This is a genomic window from Amycolatopsis balhimycina FH 1894, from assembly GCF_000384295.1.
Lineage (GTDB): Bacteria > Actinomycetota > Actinomycetes > Mycobacteriales > Pseudonocardiaceae > Amycolatopsis > Amycolatopsis balhimycina.
The window spans coordinates 4,490,059-4,509,096 of record NZ_KB913037.1; the positions used below are offsets into that span (position 1 = coordinate 4,490,059).

Annotated in this window: 13 protein-coding genes and 1 pseudogene; 5 read left to right on the forward strand and 9 right to left on the reverse strand. The window is 67.4% G+C overall.

What is annotated here, in order from left to right; genetic code table 11:
- Positions 1-115: 115 nt before the first annotated feature.
- The 5 genes and pseudogenes from A3CE_RS0119825 to A3CE_RS53560 form a co-directional block, all read right to left on the reverse strand.
- Entirely contained in the window at positions 116-724 is a 609-nt protein-coding gene (locus A3CE_RS0119825; protein WP_020641853.1) for a hypothetical protein, read from the reverse strand.
- Positions 725-735: 11 nt separating this feature from the next.
- Positions 736-1,839 carry a hypothetical protein gene (locus tag A3CE_RS0119830; RefSeq protein ID WP_020641854.1) on the reverse strand — a complete coding sequence of 368 codons (1,104 nt, stop codon included), beginning with the start codon at positions 1,837-1,839 and terminating at the stop codon, positions 736-738.
- 104 nt (positions 1,840-1,943) lie between these two features.
- Positions 1,944-3,170: an IS110 family RNA-guided transposase gene (locus A3CE_RS0119835; protein ID WP_020641855.1), complete on the reverse strand. Its 1,227-nt coding sequence runs from the start codon at positions 3,168-3,170 to the stop codon at positions 1,944-1,946.
- A gap of 698 nt (positions 3,171-3,868) precedes the next feature.
- Positions 3,869-4,124: pseudogene (locus A3CE_RS59600) on the reverse strand (DUF1330 domain-containing protein).
- A 347-nt stretch (positions 4,125-4,471) separates the two neighbouring features.
- Positions 4,472-4,879, reverse strand: a complete 408-nt coding sequence (locus A3CE_RS53560; protein WP_020641857.1) for an RICIN domain-containing protein — start codon at positions 4,877-4,879, stop codon at positions 4,472-4,474.
- Positions 4,880-5,076: 197 nt separating this feature from the next.
- Here A3CE_RS53560 and A3CE_RS51375 point away from each other — a divergent pair, with 197 nt between their 5' ends.
- Positions 5,077-8,274 (forward strand): AfsR/SARP family transcriptional regulator, encoded by a 3,198-nt coding sequence (locus A3CE_RS51375; protein ID WP_020641858.1) that lies wholly within the window; start codon positions 5,077-5,079, stop codon positions 8,272-8,274.
- 274 nt (positions 8,275-8,548) lie between these two features.
- On the forward strand, positions 8,549-10,150 hold the full coding sequence (locus A3CE_RS0119855; RefSeq protein WP_020641859.1) for a hypothetical protein: 1,602 nt from the start codon (positions 8,549-8,551) through the stop codon (positions 10,148-10,150).
- Between the two features lie 12 nt (positions 10,151-10,162).
- Here A3CE_RS0119855 and A3CE_RS0119860 read toward each other — a convergent pair whose 3' ends face one another.
- Complete coding sequence (locus tag A3CE_RS0119860) at positions 10,163-10,510, reverse strand: CU044_2847 family protein (protein ID WP_020641860.1); 348 nt, start codon at positions 10,508-10,510, stop codon at positions 10,163-10,165.
- Positions 10,511-11,367: 857 nt separating this feature from the next.
- Here A3CE_RS0119860 and A3CE_RS59310 point away from each other — a divergent pair.
- Positions 11,368-11,493, forward strand: a complete 126-nt coding sequence (locus A3CE_RS59310) for a hypothetical protein (protein ID WP_020641861.1) — start codon at positions 11,368-11,370, stop codon at positions 11,491-11,493.
- Positions 11,494-11,534: 41 nt separating this feature from the next.
- Here A3CE_RS59310 and A3CE_RS56600 read toward each other — a convergent pair whose 3' ends face one another.
- Both A3CE_RS56600 and A3CE_RS0119875 read right to left on the reverse strand, forming a co-directional pair.
- Complete coding sequence (locus A3CE_RS56600) at positions 11,535-11,675, reverse strand: hypothetical protein (protein ID WP_020641862.1); 141 nt, start codon at positions 11,673-11,675, stop codon at positions 11,535-11,537.
- A 325-nt stretch (positions 11,676-12,000) separates the two neighbouring features.
- A complete protein-coding gene (locus A3CE_RS0119875; protein ID WP_020641863.1) occupies positions 12,001-12,357 on the reverse strand; it encodes a P-loop NTPase family protein in 357 nt (118 codons plus the stop codon).
- A gap of 447 nt (positions 12,358-12,804) precedes the next feature.
- Between A3CE_RS0119875 and A3CE_RS56605 the strand changes: the two genes are divergently transcribed.
- On the forward strand, positions 12,805-12,981 hold the full coding sequence (locus tag A3CE_RS56605) for a hypothetical protein (RefSeq protein WP_020641864.1): 177 nt from the start codon (positions 12,805-12,807) through the stop codon (positions 12,979-12,981).
- Between the two features lie 26 nt (positions 12,982-13,007).
- Complete coding sequence (locus A3CE_RS0119885) at positions 13,008-14,786, forward strand: HEXXH motif domain-containing protein (RefSeq protein WP_020641865.1); 1,779 nt, start codon at positions 13,008-13,010, stop codon at positions 14,784-14,786.
- 64 nt (positions 14,787-14,850) lie between these two features.
- Here A3CE_RS0119885 and fxsT read toward each other — a convergent pair whose 3' ends face one another.
- Positions 14,851-19,035 carry an FxSxx-COOH system tetratricopeptide repeat protein gene (gene fxsT / locus A3CE_RS51380; RefSeq protein WP_020641866.1) on the reverse strand — a complete coding sequence of 1,395 codons (4,185 nt, stop codon included), beginning with the start codon at positions 19,033-19,035 and terminating at the stop codon, positions 14,851-14,853.
- Between the last annotated feature and the right edge of the window lie 3 nt (positions 19,036-19,038).

The window sequence follows — 19,038 nt, forward strand, 5'->3', positions numbered from 1 at the left end:
AGACGCGAGCCGACTGGGTCGCCGCCGCTCTGAGTCTCGCGTCGCTGACGTTTCCGGGGTCAGGGTCTGCCCAAACTCTGGGAGAATTCGCCGTAACACTTGGTCCGCGGGTCGATCAGTTCTTCGACGGTACCCACCTCGTCCGGCAGTTCTCGCAGTAGGCCCCGTCCCGAGTGCGGTCATCGGATGTCAGGGCGGCGCCGCAATGAGGGCAGGTGGCGAGTGCGCGGGGGTTTTTGTGGGTCAGGGTACGTTCGGGAACGGCGAGCAGCTCGTCGTCACGCCGACGGCGGGCCGCATCGGCGTCGAAATCGTCAGCCGCCTGCGCAACGGACTTCTCCAGGCTGGACAATTGCAGGAGTGCCGCTTTCACGGAGGACCACAGTCGACTTATCGGACCAGACAGTTCCGGTAGTTCGGAGTTCACGGAGATTGCTCGCAACCGGGCCGCGAGGGCGGTCAGCTCGGTCGAGATCGCGGCGGTGTCGACCGGTTCTGTCGTCGCTGCGGGTTTGCCGGGTGTGCTCGCCCCGACGATCCGGCCGATCTCGGGAATATGGTGGTCGAGGTCGTGGCGAAGGAGACTGATCGCTTCACTGAGCCGAGCGGCAGTGACTCCCGGCCGATCCGGGATGATCCGGGCAGCCTGTTCGAGTGCCCCGGCCGCCAGTGCGAGGTCGGCGGCGACCTCTCGCACATGGAATCTCAGCAGGCCATCACCCATACCCATTCCTATCACGGCGGCGGCAGGAAGGGCGGCACGTCCTCCCCCATCGTGCGGGCAGCCTCGGCCAGCTTGGCTTCGATCTCGAGGACCTGTTCCTCGGTGAACCCGCGACGAAGCAGTTCTCGCATGATCTGCCGCCGGGATGCGCCACGCGTTGCTTGCATGATGTTACGCACGAAGGCCTTGATCTCGGCCCACCAGTGGTGGTCGTTCTCATCGTCGTTCTTCGGCGGCTCGCCGGACGGCATCCCGCCGACACTGCCCAGGGCGAGCAGCCGGGCGAGGTGAATGGCGAGCTGGCGGGTGTTGCCCGCCAGCCGCTCGCCTTGGACTGCGAGGACAATGCCAGTGCCCAGCTGTGCGACGTCGTCCAAGGCTCGTGCGGCATCTCGCCACGCGGCGTCCAGGTCCAGTTCACGCGGTGGTGGCGCGGTGACCGCGAGCGCCACCAGCGCCGCGAGTCCAAGAAAGGGCAGAAGAAAGTCGTCCGCAGCACCGATACCGGTCGCATCGTCGGCCACTACGCCTCCGGCGGCGAAGCCGATCGCACCCATCGCTTCGGAGCGGGATGAGCCAGCTCGGCGAAGCTGCTCGTATTCCAGCACTCGGGACTCGGCAACGGCGACCGCGGCCCGCAACCGATGGCGATCCTCCGCCTGCAGCGGGACCGACTCGTCGGCCAGCAGGGTGCTGATGGCGACCAGGCGCGCTCGCGCGCCACGCAGATCGCCGGCCACCAGCGCAGTCGTCTCCGGCATGGACAGCGAAGCGGCACCATCCGGATACGCGACCGCGAGCGACCGCGCCTCCGACAGCAATAGGCTGAGCTCGTAGGAAGCGACGGTTAACGGCGCATACGGTGGAACAATCACCTCTACGGGCTGGCTTCGATCGGACGGCGCCTGACGGGCAAGCTGTTCCAGCGTCTGCACGACGTCGCCGGCCGTGCCTGGGTTGGCCCGCATCCGGTTAACGAGTTCACTCGCCCCTGCCGTCCGCCCCAGCACCGGCATGGCTTGGCGCTGAACGGTGGCCATCAGCCCACTCAGCGCGCGATTCCCGGCGAACCGCTGCATCTGGTCGATTTCCGAGGCAACACCGAAGGCTGGCACCCGGTTCGGGGAATCGGGCGCACGCCGCTGAGAATCGGCACGCTTCGGTTCGGCCCGCGTTCGCCCTGGCACACCCGCAAGCTTCCTCCCCGACCAACCGGCGGTCAACCACTGGCAGGCGCTGGATACGGTAGCTGGAAAGTAGTGCCCTTACCGACAAGTAGGCTCCCCTTTATGCCAAGGGGTGGCCGTGGCGGGGGTAGGCTGGCTGGTGGCAGGTTCGGGTTTGGTTTGTCCGAAGGGCCGGTGTCCGGGGGCAGGCCGGTCACGCTGGATTGCAGAGTCGTCCCCGAGTGCCCTCCCGGGCCTGCCGCCTCACCTCGTTTCTGATCAGCGAGCATACGGGCGTAGACGACGTTCGATAAGCGTCGTTTGAGGGCACGCATCGCTTCCATCGAGGTCTTGCCAGCCGCCTTCTTCGAGTCGAAATAGACGCGGCCTGCGGTGGGATTACGAAGTTGGACGACGCCCATAATGTGCAGTGTCCGGTTGATTCTGCGGTTGCCGGCACGGGACAGGCGGTACCGTTGCTGTTCACCGGAGGATGCATCCAGTGGCGCGGTGCCGTTCCAGGACGCGAACCGATCACGGTTGCCGAACCGGTGGATGTCGCCGACATCGGCCAGCAGCCAAGCGGCGCCAGACGGTCCAATGCCGTCCAGCGACGTGCAGCCGCGGGCCATCACCAGCTCGCGAAGATCCTTGTCCGCAACCTTGATCTTCTTGTCGATAATCTCGAGCTCGGTGATCAGGTCGACAGCCAGCCGGCGCCGGGTCTTGCCCACAATGTCGCGCGGTTTGATCGTCGCCACGAGGGCGCAGGCCTGTGCTGCGGGCAGGAACTTCTTGGCTCCGCCGGCAAACAGCTCCAGCAGCAGCCGATGAAGGCGGTTGACTGCCTGCGTCCTGGCGCGGCCGAGCTCGTCACGGCGATCGACGAGCATGCCCATCACGACCAGCTCCGGGTCAGCCCGAACTCGGACCAAGTTCGAGGTCCGCAGCGCGACTAGGGCTACCGAGTGCGAGTCGACCGGCTCTGTCTTGCGGCCGTTGCCCGTGGCGAACACCCGCACCTGCGCGGACAGCTTCGCCGGAACGTCCAAGACTGTCTCGCCGTCGTGCACCAGCCGGTGGGCGACATGCCGGCCGACGCCGTTGCAGCCTTCCACCGCCCAGGTCCGCTCAGGGAACCGACGTCCGAAAGACAGCATTTCCCCATAGCCAGACTGGTCAGTACCGAACTTCTCGACCGTGACCACATCACCCAGTTCGGTGATCACCTCAATCGTGGCCGAACGCTTGTGCGAATCCATCCCGATAATCACCGGCATCCAGTTCTCCTTGCATCAACGTGACGATGTCAGCAAGGAGGGCACCGCTACTTCGAGCCGGGCAGACCCCTTTCCAGCCACTCCTCGCACGGTGCTCGGCGAGACGCATGCCATTAGAGAGCCACACCAATGACACCGGCGGGCAGCCGATGGTGGGAGCGACTCACCGAGCACCTGGACCAGAATCTGGCCGGACCCGGCCCTGCCGCCCAGTCTTAAGTAGCCGATGAGCGAGCACAGGGCCAGCGACGGCGCCCGACATCGGTGGCACCATGGCCTCATTCGGTGGCCAGGCAGAACACGGCCCGGCGCGGCGAACGAGTTCCCTGTGACACCCCGGCGGCGCCCGGCATAACCTGGCCCGCGACCACGGCCTCTTCGACCTGGTCCTGGCCGAAGGCCTCTTCGACTACCTCGAAGAACGCTTCGCCCGAGCCCTGATCCGCACCACTCTGTCCCGCCTGTACCGCCCCGGAAGCCCGTTCTACTTCTCCAACATCACGACCCCGAACCTCTACGCCGCCCTGATGACCCACATCAGCCGCTGGAACCTCGTCGAACGCATCCCCGCCGATGCCACTGGCCTAACGCTGTTCGCGACGGTGCGGCACGCTGACGAGCCGGGGTGATCCACGCAGTCGGCTACGTGTTCGTCGCCGACGCAGCCACGATCGTCGGTCGAGGCCTTCGATGATGCGCTAGTCCCGCTCGACGCCGTCAGCAAGTGCGGCCAGCGCCTCGTGGTAGGCCGCACCCGCACGTGCGACGACCGCCTGTTCGAAGTGTCGAACTCGACCAGGACAGTGCGCTCGGCGATTCCGGCGTCATGCGCCACGACCCGACTGCCACGGGCGAGGACCCGACCGTCCCCGGCTTTGACGGCCGGAGGGGCAGCTTGTTGTAGGCAGCCAGCTTCTCAGGGTCTGAAATGGTGCGGTAGACGCTGACCAACATCGGATCCCGCGCCGAGGCAGACCGTCCAGCTCTGCACCGGCCTGCCCTCGGCGGCCGGTGCAGAAGTCCGGCGCCTGCTCACGTTCGCCAAAGTCAACCTCGCCCCGGGCGCGGACACAAATCATGATCACAGTTCCCGCTCGCGCGCTGTCGATCTCAAGCCCGACGGCTACGAGTGCTGTGTCCACACGGGGAGTCGCTGCGCCGCAATTCCACGGCTGAACTGGGCGTCGGCGGTTGGGACGGCGACCTCCCCCGAGACCGTGGACGCCGGAACCAGCATCACCAGGCCGCAGCAAGCGCACGGACCTGGCTCCGGTATAGAGCCAGGTCCGTGGGGTCAGGTACTACGCGCTGACCGGTGCGAGCCGCCAGTGTTGCTTGGCGCCGCCCCAGCAAGCCCACTGCATGGCCGGAGCGCCCTGGTCGAGGCCGGACCCTGCTACGTCGAGACACCTCTGGCTGTTGAGTGGATGGATCTCGTAGTAGCCGTTTCCGGCATCGCCGAGGCGCCACTTCTGGTTGGCGCCGCCCCAGCAGTCCACTGCCACGACCGGAACTCCGTCTCCGTTGCCGGCAGACTCAACGTCGAGGCATCTCTGGGTGAGCTGGGACCTGATTTCGAAGTATTGGTCAATCGGAATATTGGCCTGGTGATTCGGCGCGGTACTGGCCTGAGCCATCGCTGGGCCAAAGCCGAAGAACAGAGCCAGCGTACCCACGAGAACCCCAAGGTAGCGCCTGAACTTGCTCATGATGTCGGTAACTCCTCATCGCCACGGATGTCGACACGCCGGACCCGGTGGCCTGGCCGCCTTGCTGAAGCAACACCGCAGTGGTGGACAGGTCGACGGTGCTCGCCGGATAATGGCCGGCAGCTTGCGGGATCCTTGGTGGCTGCCGGTGTCTGCCGGTGCCCGGTCTTGCAAGGCGCGTCGGTGGTGGTGAGGTCGTGGAAATTCGGCTGCTGGGAGTAGTCGAGGTCTGGGACCGCGGCAGGCGGCTGCCGGACCTCGGTACACCGCAGCAGCGAGCCGTCCTGGCGGCGCTGGCCGTGGACGCCGGCCGCCCGGTGATGCTGCAGACGCTCATCGATCGGATCTGGGATCAGGCTGCCCCGGTCGCGGCCAGACCAGCGCTGTACGCCCACATCTCTCGTCTGCGAAAGACCTTGAATCAGGCCGAAACGGTCCCGCAGGCAGGGCCGGTCCGCCAGGCGGGCGGATACGCGTTGGACATCGACCCGGATAGCGTCGACCTGCACCGGTTTCACCGGTTGACCACCGCGGCCCGCCACTCCGAGCTTCTGGTTGCCGAGCAGGTCCGCCTGCTGAACGAGGCCCTTGGTCTGTGGCGGGGGCTTCCGTTGGCTGACCTGCCCGGCGAATGGGCCGCCCGGATGCGCGAGGACTGGAACCAGCAACGGCTGGACGGCACCGTTGCGTGGGCACGAGCCGAACTACGGCTCGGCCACTACGACGAGGTGATCGGGCCGGTACGGGAACTGCTGAGCGAACACCCGCTGACCGAGCCACTGACCGCGATACTGATGCGTGCCCTGGTGGCCGCAGGCCGAGACTCCGAGGCATTGGATCGCTATTCCCTCACCCGGAGTCGGCTGGGAGACGAACTGGGAAGCGACCCCGGCCCGGAACTGCGCGCATTGCACGCTGCGATTCTCCGCGGCGAACCGTTGTCGAGCGCGAAGAGCACATTGATCCCGGAACCGGCGCCCATGCGGCCACCGGTACCCCGGCAGCTACCCGCCCATACGCCCCGCTTCGCGGGGCGCGCGAACGAACTGGCCGAGTTGGAAACCTTGCTCGAGAAATCCACGCAAGACGGCGTGGCCACGGTCGTGATCACCGCGATCAACGGCACAGCGGGGGTCGGCAAGACCGCGTTGGCGCTGCACTGGGCACACCACGTCGCCGAGCGGTTCCCGGACGGGCAGCTGTACGTGAATCTACGAGGGTTCGATCCCACCGGCACACCGGCCCGACCCGGCGAGAGCCTGCGCGGGTTCCTGCATGGCCTGGGTGTGCACCCTGAGCAGATTCCCACCACCGTGGACGCGCAAGCGGCGTTGTACCGCAGCCTCACGGCCGAGCGACGTCTGCTGGTCGTGCTGGACAACGCCCGCGATGCCGAGCACCTGCGACCGCTGCTGCCGGCCGGCCCGGGATGCCTGGTGGTCGTCACCAGCCGAAACCAGCTCGCCGGGCTCACCGCACAGGAAGGAGCCCGTCTCATCACGCTGGACGTGCTCACCGCGGAGGATGCGCTTGCGCTGCTGACGCGACACCTCGGCCACGACCGTGTGGCTGCCGACCCGGACGCTGTCACCGAACTGATCGAGCAGTGCGCCCGGTTGCCGCTCGCGCTGGCGATCGTGGCGGCGCGAGCTACCACCTACCCGAGCTTCGCGCTGAGGGTGCTTGTCAAAGAACTCTCCGACGCATCCACTCGGTTGGCGAGCTTGGACACCGGCGACGCCACCACAAGCATCCGTACCGTGTTCTCCTGGTCCTACGACCATCTCAGTGCTGAGGCTCGTCGGATGTTCCGCCTCTTCGGTCTGCATCCTGGTCCCCACATCGCCCTTTTCGCGGCCGCCCGGCTCGCCGACCTGGACCCGGCTCGGACACGAGAAACACTCGACGAGCTGGTCCAAGCGCAGCTGCTGATGCAATTCACCCCCGGCCGTTACACGTGTCACGATCTTTTGCGCGCGTATGCCGTGAACCTCAGTGCGGCCCACGATCCGGAAGATGACCGGTCCAGTGCGATAACCCGGCTGTTCGACCACTACCTGCAGACGACCGCTTCTGCGATGCGCTTCATTCACCATCCGAAGGACCAGTACTGGTCCGATGTCCCCCCGCCCGCCGAGTCCGCGTCACCGATCGCCGACCTCGCGACGGCCGACGCCTGGTTCACCGCGGAAAGGGTCAACCTCAGCGCGATCATCGCCCACGCAGTCACCCGTGGTTCGTACCCTGACACCGCCCGGTTGGCCGTCATACTGCTCTTTCGCTGTGTCGAACTCGGCGACAACTACGCAGACTCGTTGACCATCTACAGCCACGCTCTGCGTGCGGCGCAGGACGCGGGCGATCACGCCACCGAAGTATATGCCCTGACCTACATCGGCATTGCCCACTGGCAACGAGGTCACTATGAGCAGGCCATCAACCATCACGAGCACGCGATCACGGTTTCCCGAGAAATCGGCAATCCTGTCACCGAAGCTCTTGCCCTGAGCTATCTCGGCCTCGTGCACTGGCGCCAGGGCAACTACAGGCTCGCGACGGAAGATCACCAGCACGCACTGCTGCTGGCCCGTGGCAACGACAGCGCAGCAGCTGAAGCCATCACGCTGAACTTTCTCGGCCTCGTCCACTCGCAGCAGGGCCAGTACTCGGTGGCTATCGAACGTTACCAAAGCGCCGCGGCGATCGGCCGACGCATCGGCGACCGAGTGGTAGAAGCCTTCGCGATGAACAACTGCGGCGTTGTTCACCGGCGCCAGGGTCGTTACGAACTGGCGACCGAGCAGCACCGACGGTCGATCGCCATCTCCCGCGACATCGGCGACCGCATGGGAGAGGCCTTCGCGTTGAACAATCTCGGTGTTGTCCATATCCAACAGGGACATTACGGGCCGGCCGTCGAGCATCTCCAGCAGGCCCTCGCCGCGTTCCGCGAGACGGGGTTCGTGTTGGGTGAAACCCTGGCCACGAACAACATCGGCATTGTGCTTTGCCGGCAGGGGCACTACGCGCAAGCGGCCGAGCACCACCGGCAGGCCCTCGCGGCAGCTCGCGATATCGGTGACCGGGCCGCCGAACCGCAAATGCTCAACAATCTCGGCGAAAGCTGCCTGGCAAGCGGTTTCCTCGACCAAGCGCGAATCAACTACATGGCTGCCCTCGCTCTGGCCACCGAACTCGGTGACCCCTACGAGCAAGCCCATGCCTGCCACGGAGCCGCCAAGTACGACCTCGCCGTAGGTGATCGCCTGCAAGCACAACGCCACGTGCGGCAGGCACTGGCTCTCTTCGTCGATCTTGACGTGCCCGACGCCAACGCCGCCCGGGACACGCTCGCGACTCTCGACAGAAGCCGAGCCGCTCAAAATGGTCACTGAACTCACGTCGGGCGGCACCTGGCCCAGCCGAGTTCGAACCAGCACCGGTTCCTGCACCCGGCCGGGCCGGCAGCAGTGTCTCGGCGCATCGCCTGCCGGTCGGGCAGCCACGGCCGCGACAGCGAGCAAGCCAGGCGCACCGCCCGCCGGACTCCAAGCCCGACCACGCCGGCGCGCCGCGCGGAGACTGATCGAACCCCAGCCGTGGCCGTGGCCGGACCTCGAAGTCAAGAGCTTCCTCGCCGCCCTGTGGGCCAGGCAGGACCGCGACCTCGTGCCCGTTCTCCGCCGGTTGCTGCAGCGCCGCCACCGCGACGTCAACTACCGCTTCCTCGTCGAACTGCACAGGCAGGGCGTGGAACTGCCGCCGAAGGTGCACACCAAACTAGTGGAAATACTGGCCGGCTGGGTCGCCGAGCACGGCCGGAGCCACGACGAATGGCGCGCGGCGGCCGAAGGCTTGAACCGCATCGACAGCCAGCGGGCCGCCACGGTCCTCCAGGTGACGGCCCGGAACGGTGCAGGCTGGCAACGTCGCCTCGACTCCAGTCTGATGTTGTTGGAACACAACGCCCCGATCGGCATCCAAGCCCTCGAAGACCTCACCACCGAAGGAACGCTCGACGGTCCGGACCGGCTGAAGGCCGCGAAATACCTGCTCGCGCACCATCACCGGCGTGGGATGGCCGCGCTCGGAAGGCTCGCCCGCGACGTCCGACCGGACGACCTCCGAGTGGAAGTAGCGCGCTTCATTGCCGAGCACGACTCCCAGCGTGGCGGCGAACTGCTCCGCGCCGTCGCCTATGACCCCGACGCCTCTGAGGAAGCCAGGCTCAGTGCGGGACGCGCACTCGGCCCAGGCGCGGATGCGGACGCCTTGGCCTTCCTCAGCAGCCGCCACGAGTTATCCGACCGTATCCGCTTGGATGCCGCCCTGACGATCGAAACCAGGGACGCCGGTGCCGGTACCTCTTTGCTGCTCGCCCTCGCCCAAGACCATCTAGTGAACGTCGACATCCGTCTTGAGGCCGCGCAGGAACTCACCGACCGCGACGACGCGTCTGCTGTGCACGCGTACAAGTCGATCGTCGACAGCAAGACAGTCACGAAAGACGTCCGGATCGAGACGGCCGAGCGAATCGCCGCCATCGACTCAGGAGCTGGCCTGGAACTTCTGCTCGAGCTCGTAGCGGATCCGACATTCGGCAACGCGCGAATCCTTGCTGGGCTCGCCGCCGGCCGCATAGACCCCAACGCCGCCGCACGCGCGTTGACCGGCCTGGTCGGCGTCGACAGCAAGTACAACAGCCGCCGTGATCATTGGTCGTCCTCCCGCGCCGACGGCGAAGAGTTATCGATCCGGGCCGCACGGGAGGCCCCGCAACTGGATGCAGAAGTCGGTGTCAGCGCCCTCCAAGAAATGATCACAACGCAACAGTTCTCCACGAAACTACGGCTGGCCGCATTAACCGCGCTGGGTGAGGTGGACTCCGTGAAAGGCATAGAGGCCGCCCAGAGACTGGTGGAAAGCTACGAATCCTCGCCCGCAATCGAGTTAGGCGCCGCCGAGCAGATCTGGCGTTTGGACAGCGAGTCGGGCCGCGACATCATTTTCCAGGTAGCCTCCTTTTCTAGGGTTGCTGCCGGCGATAGAATCGACTGCGGCAGACGGATCGGCAGCACCGATAAGACGCTGGGAATCAAGATTCTGCGCCAGGTGGCTTTCGACACCTCCGTCAGTCCGAGAGTTCGACTCGATGCCGCTTCCGAAGTCCAAAACCTCGACGTGTCCCGAGGCATTCGGCTACGCGCCGGGCTAACCACGGAAGCACCCATCAAGGACTACCTCAAGCGACTCGAGGGCCGTGACACATAAAACCGGACGACGTCAGCTCTGCTCGCCGGGATTCCATTCGAGGGTGACCTTTGGGTTCGCCTTCGCGGTCCCCTTGACCAGGATCGCCGTCAATTGACCACTCTCCACTCCGACCTCGCAGCCGAATTCGACCGCCACCTTCGCCGGCTTGATCTTCCGCACGCCACCGAGGAGGGCATCGGTGACGGATACGGTCAACGCCCCGAGCGAGTCCGTGAACTCAGTGAAACCCAGAAGTCGCGCCGCGACTTCCTGGTCCTCCTGCTCCCCGACCGGGGTAACCTCGACGAACAGCGTGCGCCCCTCAATCTCTACTGGGACATGGACGGGGCACGTCGGCTGCGAGTACTCCTCAGTCACCAAATACCTCTCAGATGTCGGGCTTGCGGCTGGATCATCTTGCTGACACAACGACCGCGGTCGCTACGGCGCTCACCCGAATGCTCAACTTTCGCTGCCTGCCGCAGGTCAGTCAGAGCCAAGTGGAAGTGCCTTGTTCAGTTTCCTGAGCTTGCTGGCCACTCTCGTGTTCCTGTGGAAGGTCTACAAGCAGGGCGGCCGCAGTGACCTCACCGCCGTCGCCCGAGCGCTTCACGAAGCCCCGTGCACCGCCGCCGCCCCGCGGCCAGCAGCCGAGGAGGTACTGCGCGGCGGCCAGCCGCAAAGCCGGCGGCGGAGCTCCAGCCGTCACGCCGCTCGGACCAACCGGTTAGGCAGTCAATAGGGCGGGCCTGAGCAGACATTTCGGGCATTCCGTGATCGCGACCGGCGACGATTGAGGCGTGTCCGCCGCGCACACAGACAACCTCATCCACGGTCGTCATCATCGCCGAGATCGTTGAAGAGAGCGTCGAGGTCGTCGGCGGCGTCCTCGTCATCGAGAGGCAGGGCATCGGCGTAGTTCCGCAGGGTCGTGGAGGGTCCCGGTGACGTAGCCGGGCGGCGGCTTTCAGGATCTTGCCCTGGGACACCAGATGAGTGCCCACGGTGTGCCGCAGCCGGTGCAGCATGGCGTCCGGCAAGCCGGCCGCTCCGCAGCCGCTCAAACCGGTGTCCGAGACCCCCGGCTGCACCGGCGCGCGACGGTCGGGCCGGGCCGAGAACAGCCACGGCCCCACCTCGTCGCCGGCCAGCGGATGGTGCTGCCACGCCCGGACATGGTCGTTCCAGCACCGGACCGTGGTCGCCCCAGAGTCAGGCGGCCACGCGAATGAGTCTTGGTCGGACCGATCACCACATCCTTCGCGGCACGCTCGATCGACAGCTACACCGAGGCGTACCGCGAAATGGTGCGCCTGCTCGGCCTGAAGCACGCCGGCCACCCCGACTACCGGGAGAAGTGACAACCCCGTCGATGACCTCATCGCCTGGTTCGGAGCCCAGATCAGCAGCCGAACGAGACGTCGTAGTTCGGCGGGTAGCCCTTGGTCGGACAGGCGAGCGCGGCTCGCACTCCACCTTCCATGGCGAGAGCGGTCAGCGGCGGCAGGTAGTCGGCGAGCGTCCAGTCGGCATGGTTCCGCATGTGCCTTCCGATGATCGAGAGCGCCAGCGGCAGGTGTCCCCAGCAGTTCGGCGATCCGGGCGGCGGTCGCCGGGTCGGCGTCTATCCGGCCCGTCCCGGCGGTGTGGCGCAGCAGGACGAGCGCTTCCCCGGTGGTGAACACGGATAACGACAGGCTGCGGACACCGTCCAGACGCTGCAAGCTGTTCCGGCTGGTGATCAGGGTCGGGCTAGTCGGCGACCTGGGCAGGAGCGGCTCGACTTGCTGTTCGTCCAGCGCGTTGTCCAGCACGATCAGCGCCTCGGTCTTGGTCAGGCACCGACGGTACAGCCGGACCCGTTCGTCCTAGGTCTTTAGGATTGTCTCGCCCGACACTCCCAGGAGCCGGAGAAACGACTCCAGCACGGCGAACGGATCCGCGGGCGGGCCTGCCGGATCGAAGCCGCGCAGGTTGGCGAACAGCACCGTCCGGTCACCGCCCCGGGCCAAGATCCGGTGGCTGAGGTGGACCGCCAGGGTCGTTTTGCCGACACCGGCCACGCCGGCGAAAGCCGAGGTCATCGCCATCCCGGCGGCCGTGGGGTGGACCAGGTCGGTGGCCTGCTGCAGCAGTTGGGCGCGGCCGGTGAACTCGAGGATGTCGCCCCGCAGGCGATCCCGGACGCTGACGCAAGCGGCGGCTTCGCGCTCCCCGAGCACCACGCCGAGGGAATGCTGCCAGCTACGTGCTGTTCGCGGTGATCGCTGCGCTGAGCATCGCGCAGTTCCGCCTGCTGCGATAGAAGGACTGATCGGCCATGACAGTCACCCCCGCAGACACCAAGCCGGGCGGTCGCTCCGCCCGAGCCGCGACGGCCGCGGGCACCTCACGGCGTCGCGACGGGGCACGAGCCCTGATCTACCCGTCCTCACCGTCGCTTTCGCCGCGACGCTGTTGCCGCTCGCCTGGATGCTCCTGGCGTCGTTCAAGAGCCAGCGCGAACTGCTGAGCAATACCGATGGCATGCTCGGTGCGGTGGGTCTTCGGAAACGCACCGTATCCGGATCGGGGACGATTGATCCGCCATGCGGACGCTCACAAATCCCGTTTCGTGTTGCATGATGATTACTCTCCCCGATCGCGGGGCGTGTCGTGAGGGAGGACCTGACATGGGACAGGTGCGGGGCGAAGTCACCACGAGCATGGTCGATCTGAGCGCGTTATCGCTGGCCGAATTGCGCGACAGTGACGACCCGGCCCTGCTCAGCTCGCTCCGGCTGGTCACCGGGCAGGCCGAATGCAGCCGGACCGGCGTTCTCCAGAACCAGGCACCGGACGCTCCTTGAGCCGGGGTTAGGGAACCTACGACGCGATGCTGGACACCCACCGGGTGTCACTGACGAACCTCGACGCGATGGCCGCGGGGAGGAGTGACGTGGCCGTCGTCGGGCAGCTCAAGCAAGCCGACCGCAGCAGGCGGCTGACGTTGCTGCGTGCGGTGCTCGACAGCGCCGCCGAGCTGAAGCCCGCGATGTCCCCGCTGCCACCGCTCGACGAAGCGTGGACGTTGCTGATCGAGGCGCAGCGACGTGATCCAGCCGCGACCGACCGGGTCATCACGCACCCGCACACTGGCCTGTGGGCGGTGAACGTCCTGCGGCGGCTGGCGAAGGGCGGGCCCGGAGACCCGCCGCTGTGGGCCGATCTCGGCGGCCTCCACCGGCTGGCTTCCGCCGCGGCGATCCGCGCCGGGCACGACTTCCGGTCCCGGGTACCGGTGTGGCGCGGCCGGGTCATGCTGCCCACACTCGGCCTCGCCGACGTTCGGAGCCGCCGGGAGTGGGATTTCGCGCAGGTGCACGCCGAATGCGGCAACGTCCTCGTCCGGGGCCCGGCCGGGAGCATGCAGCTCCCGGACGACAGCTCGGCCGACGGCCCGGGCTGGCTGGCCCTGCGTGCCGTGCGCACGGGCGAAGGCGAGCTGTGGCTCGACGACATCGACCCGTACCGTGAGTTCGACGGCCCTGTCCCGCCTCATCGGCTCGACGTCGGCGAGGTGGCGCGGTGGGCGGACAGCCTGCGGGACACCTGGCGGCTGCTCACCGAGCACCATCCCGCGATCTTGTCGGAGCTCGCCGCCGGGCTCAGCACCCTCGTGCCGCGGGCGGCCGTCGACCGGTTCACCCCCTACAGTGCGTCACACAACGAGGTCTTCGGTTCTCTGGTCCTGTCCCGGCCGTCGGACGCAACAACGTTCGCGGCAACCCTTGTACACGAGTTCCAGCACAGCAAACTCGGCGCTTTGCTGGTTCTAGTCGATCTGCTCGATCCCGCCGGAGACAACGAAACCCCGAGGCTCTACGCGCCGTGGCGCGACGACCCACGGCCGCCGACCGGGCTGCTGCACGGCGCGTTTTCGTTCCTGGGTGTCACCGCGTTCTACCACGGGCACTACCCGGTCGAGACGGGACTCGCAGCCCGGGCCGCGCAGTTCGAGTTCGCCTACCGGCGCGAGCAGGCGGCGCACGCCATCAGCACCCTGCTCGCCGACGCGGTCCCCTCGGCGGTCGGCCGTCGGTTCCTGACCACGGCGCGGGAGCAGCTTCGCGAGTGGGGCACGGAACTGTTGCCGGACGACATCATGCGCGCGGCCGGCCGGGCGAACCTCGACCATCGCCTGTCCTGGCGGCTGCGGCACCTGCGGGCAGCAGACCGGGTGGTCGTGGAGCTGGCCGAGGCCTGGCTGCGGAACCGGCCGTGTCCGCTCCGGGCGGCCGCACCGCCGAGCCTGACTCCGGCGGTGGGGGCCGCCGGGCACGCCCGGCTCGCGCTCACGCGGACGTGGCTGACGGACCCGGACCTGTACGACATCTACCGCGCCGAGCCGGACCTGGCGATGGCCGAGATCGCCGGAATGTCCGCGGCGGACCTGGCCCTCGTCGACGGCGACATCACGACCGCGGCCGAGCTGTACCGACAGCAGCTCATGACCGCGCCGGATTCAGCGGTGGCGTGGGCCGGGTTCGCCCTGGCGACCCGGCATCCGGCTCTGCTGAGCCGGCCGGAGCTGGTGCACGCGGTGCACCGCGCGGTGCGGTCGCGTCGTGGGGTGGTGCCGAATCCGGATCGGCTGGCGCGTTGGCTCAGCTGAAGCTGATACAGAAACGCCTCCGGTCGAGTATTTCCTTCACCCGGAGGCGTTTGTCCGAAGGCGCCTAGATCTGCATCGGGTCGATGTCGCAGTTGGCACGGTGGTTGAACTGCGCGTCGGTGGTCGCCGGGTGCTCCGGGCCGAGGACCTGGCGCAAGCGCTGGACGGCGGTCAACTGGAGTCTGTCCGCCTCGTCGACGCGACCGAGCCCCCGCAGGTCGAGGGCCTGGTTGACCAGAAGCGCCAGCGACGACGGGTGATCTGGGCCGAGTATGCGCTCGGAGCGTTCGAGGGTGGCTCGATCGAGTGCGTAAGCGCCTTCGTGGTCACCGGACGCGGCCAGGTCGCTGGCGTGGTTCGTCGCGCACACCAGCGTGAACGGATGCTCGTGGCCGAGAGCTTCGGTCATGTCAGCCAGCGCTCGCTCGTTCAGCGCGCGGGCTTGCCCGACCGAACCGTGCAGCCGCAGTGTGACGGCGAGGTTGGTCGCGGCGGCCACGCTGAACGGGTGCTTCTCGCCCCACGTCGCTTCGTAGAGGCCTTTGACATGCTCACCGAGCCGCTGGGCCTCGGTGAGGTTGCCGTCCTGGCGGTGCTCGATCGACAGGTCCATCGTCGCCGACAGCGCGTCGGGGTGGGATTCACCGTATTTGGTGACCAGACCGTCGGTGGCCTCCATGGCCAGGGTGAGCGCCTTCTTGTCGCGGTGTCGACCCGCTTTGCGGTAGGCGATCGCGAGGTTCTTGACGGCGGAGAGAGTCATCGGATGCCGTGCGCCGAGGTGGGCCCGCATCCGGCGCACGGTGTCCTCCTGCTCGGTGCGCGCCCGCAGGTAGTCGCCCGTCTCGCGCAGGTCGACGGACCAGTTGTCCAAGGTCAGCAGCGTGTGCCGGTGGTCCGGACCCAGAACGGTCTGCTTGCGCTGCGCTGTCTGCTCGTCCAGGTCGCGCGCCGTGGTGAAGTCGCCGACCAACCGTAAGCTCAGCGCGTAGTTGTTGGCCGCGGCGAGCGTGTCCGGGTCGTCCTCGCCGAAGCGTTCCAGCGCGCTCCGATAGGCAAATTCGTTCATTTGCCGCGCGCGTTCGAAGTCGCCCTTCGCGCGCAGATCCGAGGCGACGCCATGCATGGTGAGCAGCGTTTCCTCGTGCTTTTCGCCGAGCGTTTCCTGCATCAGCGCCAACGTCCGCTCTGCGACGGCGCGACCTTCGTCGAACCGGCCGAGCGCGCGCAGCGTGCGTCCCCACCACCGCGAAACGACCAGTGTGTCGGGGTGTTTTTCACCGAGCTTCTCTTTCCAGAACTGCGCGTATTCCCTGGCCATCTCGAGCGCGCCGGCAGGGTCACCGAAGGCGAACAGGTAGTTGACGGCGTTGATCGCCGTCCGCCGTACCCAGCGGTCGGTGCAGTTGCGGGCGTCGACGGCCCGGATGTGCGGCAGCATTTCCGCGTAACGCGACCAGTAGTCGACCGAGTCGGGTAGCTTGGGGTCGCGGGTGGCGAGTAACAGGTGCGCGGTGTGGCGCACGCGCTCCTGGTCGTCTGGTCCCAGTTTGTTGCGCAGCACCAGCTGCACGAGCCGGTGCAGCTGGAGCGTGTCGCTGCGGTGATCGATCTTGGCGAGGCTGTAGCGGGTGATCTCCCGGATCGCCCGGCCCAGCTGGATGGGGTCGCCCAGTGTCTCTTCCAGCACCTCGGACGTCGGGACGTTGCGGACACCGCTGAACATTGCCCGGGGAATCGGCTCCGGGGAGAAAAAAGCACACACCTCGAGCAATTCCAGCGCGCCGCGGTTTTCGTCGCGCAGCCTGTCCAGCGAAACGTTCCAAGCGGCTTCGACCGCGACGTCGTAGTCCGCTGGCGGCCGGGTTTGCAGCAGTTCGGTGCGCTTGCTCTCGAACAGGTCCAGGTACTCGTCGGTCGCCATGCCGGTTTCGGCGCGCCAGGCCGCGGCCTGCTCGACGGCCAGCGGGAGGTCGCCGAGCACGGTGGCGAGCCGGTCGGCGTCCTCGTCGCCGAGGTCCCGGTTGCGCCGCTGGAGCAGCGCCCGGCTTTCCTCACGCTGGAATACATCGACCTCCACGGCCTGCGCCACCGCGGACCATTGCGGGTTCCGGGACGTCACGAGGATGTGGCCCTCACCCCGACGGGGCCAGAACTCGCGGACATCCTCTGGCCGGTCGGCATTGTCGAACACAAGCAGCCAGCGGCGATAGGGTTCGCCGGAGCCCAGCGTTTCCAGCACGGCGGGCACTGCGGTGTCCACCGACTGCTCCACCGGGAGATCCAGCCGCTTCGCCAGTTTCACCAGCGACGCCTGGATTTCGGACGGGTTCTCCGAGGGAATCCACCAGATCAGGTCATATTCTTCGGCGTGGCGGTACACGTATTCTACAGCGATCTGCGACTTGCCGATGCCGCCCATGCCGTGCAGCGCGCCCGGCAGCACCGCAGTGCGGGTCGACTTCGAGAGCTCATCGTGCAACGCCTGCAGGATGTCCCCGCGGCCGATGAAGTTGATGTTGCGAAGCGGGACTCCGCCCCAGACGGCAGGCTGCCTGCCGGAGCGGCGGACCTCAGTGCCTGGCTCCGAACCGGTGGTGGTCACTGAAGAAATCCTTCGAGGCTTGATCGGTTCAGCTGCGGAATCTGACGGGGCGGACCTTACCGCTTCGCCATCTAGAGTCGCACTCGCCCCGGGATCGTTACGGGACCTCTGAAAACGGTCCAAGGCGTCACCCAATCGGTTTGCCCGACGGGTGTACGGGCCGGACAAGGCTCTCAGAACGTCACGTTGAACGGCTATCAGAGGCTCAGTGCGCGAGGTAACCACCGGTAGGGGGGCGTCGTCTGGAGCGGCGAGGGCGCTCCGCAAATTCGCCACCGAGGGCTCTTGCGGCCCAAGGACGTCTTCGACTACCCGCTGGACCCGTGCGGTGTCCGCGCGCGACGCCGTCGCCAGCAACCTGCGGCGCAGCCCCGGGGCGAAGTCATACTCGACAGGCGGCGTTTCGCCGTCCGCGGTTGCCGGAACCCGGCGAAGCAGGTGCCCCAGCTGGATCTCCGCCAGGTGCGCGGGCCGGGAGTGGGGCATCAGCGTGCCGTGCACCGCCTGCATCACGCGGAGGGTCAGCGGCGCCGCGGCGAGCAGCCCGGCCAGCCGGATCGCGGGCGAGGTGCTGGTGGCGAGGAAACGGTCGAGCCTATCCGCCGGGGAAAACGCGTCTTCGGCGGGTGCCGGTTCGCTGTCCGGGGGGTCCTCAACGAGCGACGGTGCCAGCACGGGGAGCCGCACCCCGGCCACGCCGGAGATAAGTTCCGCCCAGCTGCGCAGGTGCCTCGGTTCCAGCTCCAGCACGGGAATGGGGTTCGCGGTGCCGGGCAGGACGCCGCGCAGGGTCTGCGACACCGCGTGCACTCCGGTCCAGCTCCAGCGTTCACCCGGCAGGAGGTGGAAGAGGGTGACCTGGCACGTCGTGGCCCACAGGGACAGTAGCTGGAACATCGATCCGCTGCGCCACGCCGGGCCGACGCCATCGCTGAGGACGACGATGATCCGCCGGCCGCTGGGTTCGGCGAGCTGCGCCGGTTCGCAGCCGGTGCCCGGCGTGGTTTCCACCGCCCGCACAACCGGATCGTCGGTGTCCACCGAGACCGTCTTGACGTCGTTGAACGCGCCCTGCCGTTCCAGGAGTGCGCGGAACGCGACGGTGGTGCGTTCCCAGAATTCCATGGAAGAACCGCGGTCGAGGACCAGCACGACCCCGAAGGGGTGGCCCCGGGAGGGCCGGTGCACCGGCAGCCACGCCCGGGTCTCCGCCGCGGCGACCGCGGTTGCCTCTTCGTCCAGTTCGACTTGGTGCTTCAGCCGGACGAGGCGATTCAGCGGCCGCAGCGCCTTCGCCAGTCCCTTAGGCAGGCCCGGCGGCATCGAGCGGATCGGCGACACCGCCGCGAGTTTCCGTGCGCGCTGCCGCACCGGGATCGGCTCGACCGGAGTGGGTGCAGGTTCGGCCGGGCCGGGTAGCCGGGCCGGCCTCGGCACCTGGCGGTCGAGCGGCGGGTGTTGGGCGCGGGACTCCGGCGGCGACGGCGTGGGTTCGGGCGGGGGAGACGGCGGGGGCTCGGGGCGCGGATCCGCGGCGGCGCGCGGCGGTTCGCCCGCCGCGATGCGGGAGGCAAGCCAGACCGCGTCGGCGATCTCGTCGGCGTTGAGCGCCTCAGTGGCGAGCTGGTCGACCGGGGCAGCCATGCC

Excerpts from the sequence above, each read along its gene's own strand:
- A3CE_RS0119825 (WP_020641853.1), bottom strand. The coding sequence starts at position 724 with ATGGGTGATGGCCTGCTGAGATTCCATGTGCGAGAGGTCGCCGCCGAC.
- A3CE_RS0119835 (WP_020641855.1), bottom strand. The coding sequence starts at position 3,170 with ATGCCGGTGATTATCGGGATGGATTCGCACAAGCGTTCGGCCACGATT.
- A3CE_RS53560 (WP_020641857.1), bottom strand. The coding sequence starts at position 4,879 with ATGAGCAAGTTCAGGCGCTACCTTGGGGTTCTCGTGGGTACGCTGGCT.
- A3CE_RS56600 (WP_020641862.1), bottom strand. The coding sequence starts at position 11,675 with ATGCGGAACCATGCCGACTGGACGCTCGCCGACTACCTGCCGCCGCTG.
- A3CE_RS56605 (WP_020641864.1), top strand. The coding sequence starts at position 12,805 with ATGGGACAGGTGCGGGGCGAAGTCACCACGAGCATGGTCGATCTGAGC.
- A3CE_RS0119885 (WP_020641865.1), top strand. The coding sequence starts at position 13,008 with ATGCTGGACACCCACCGGGTGTCACTGACGAACCTCGACGCGATGGCC.
- fxsT (WP_020641866.1), bottom strand. The coding sequence starts at position 19,035 with ATGGCTGCCCCGGTCGACCAGCTCGCCACTGAGGCGCTCAACGCCGAC.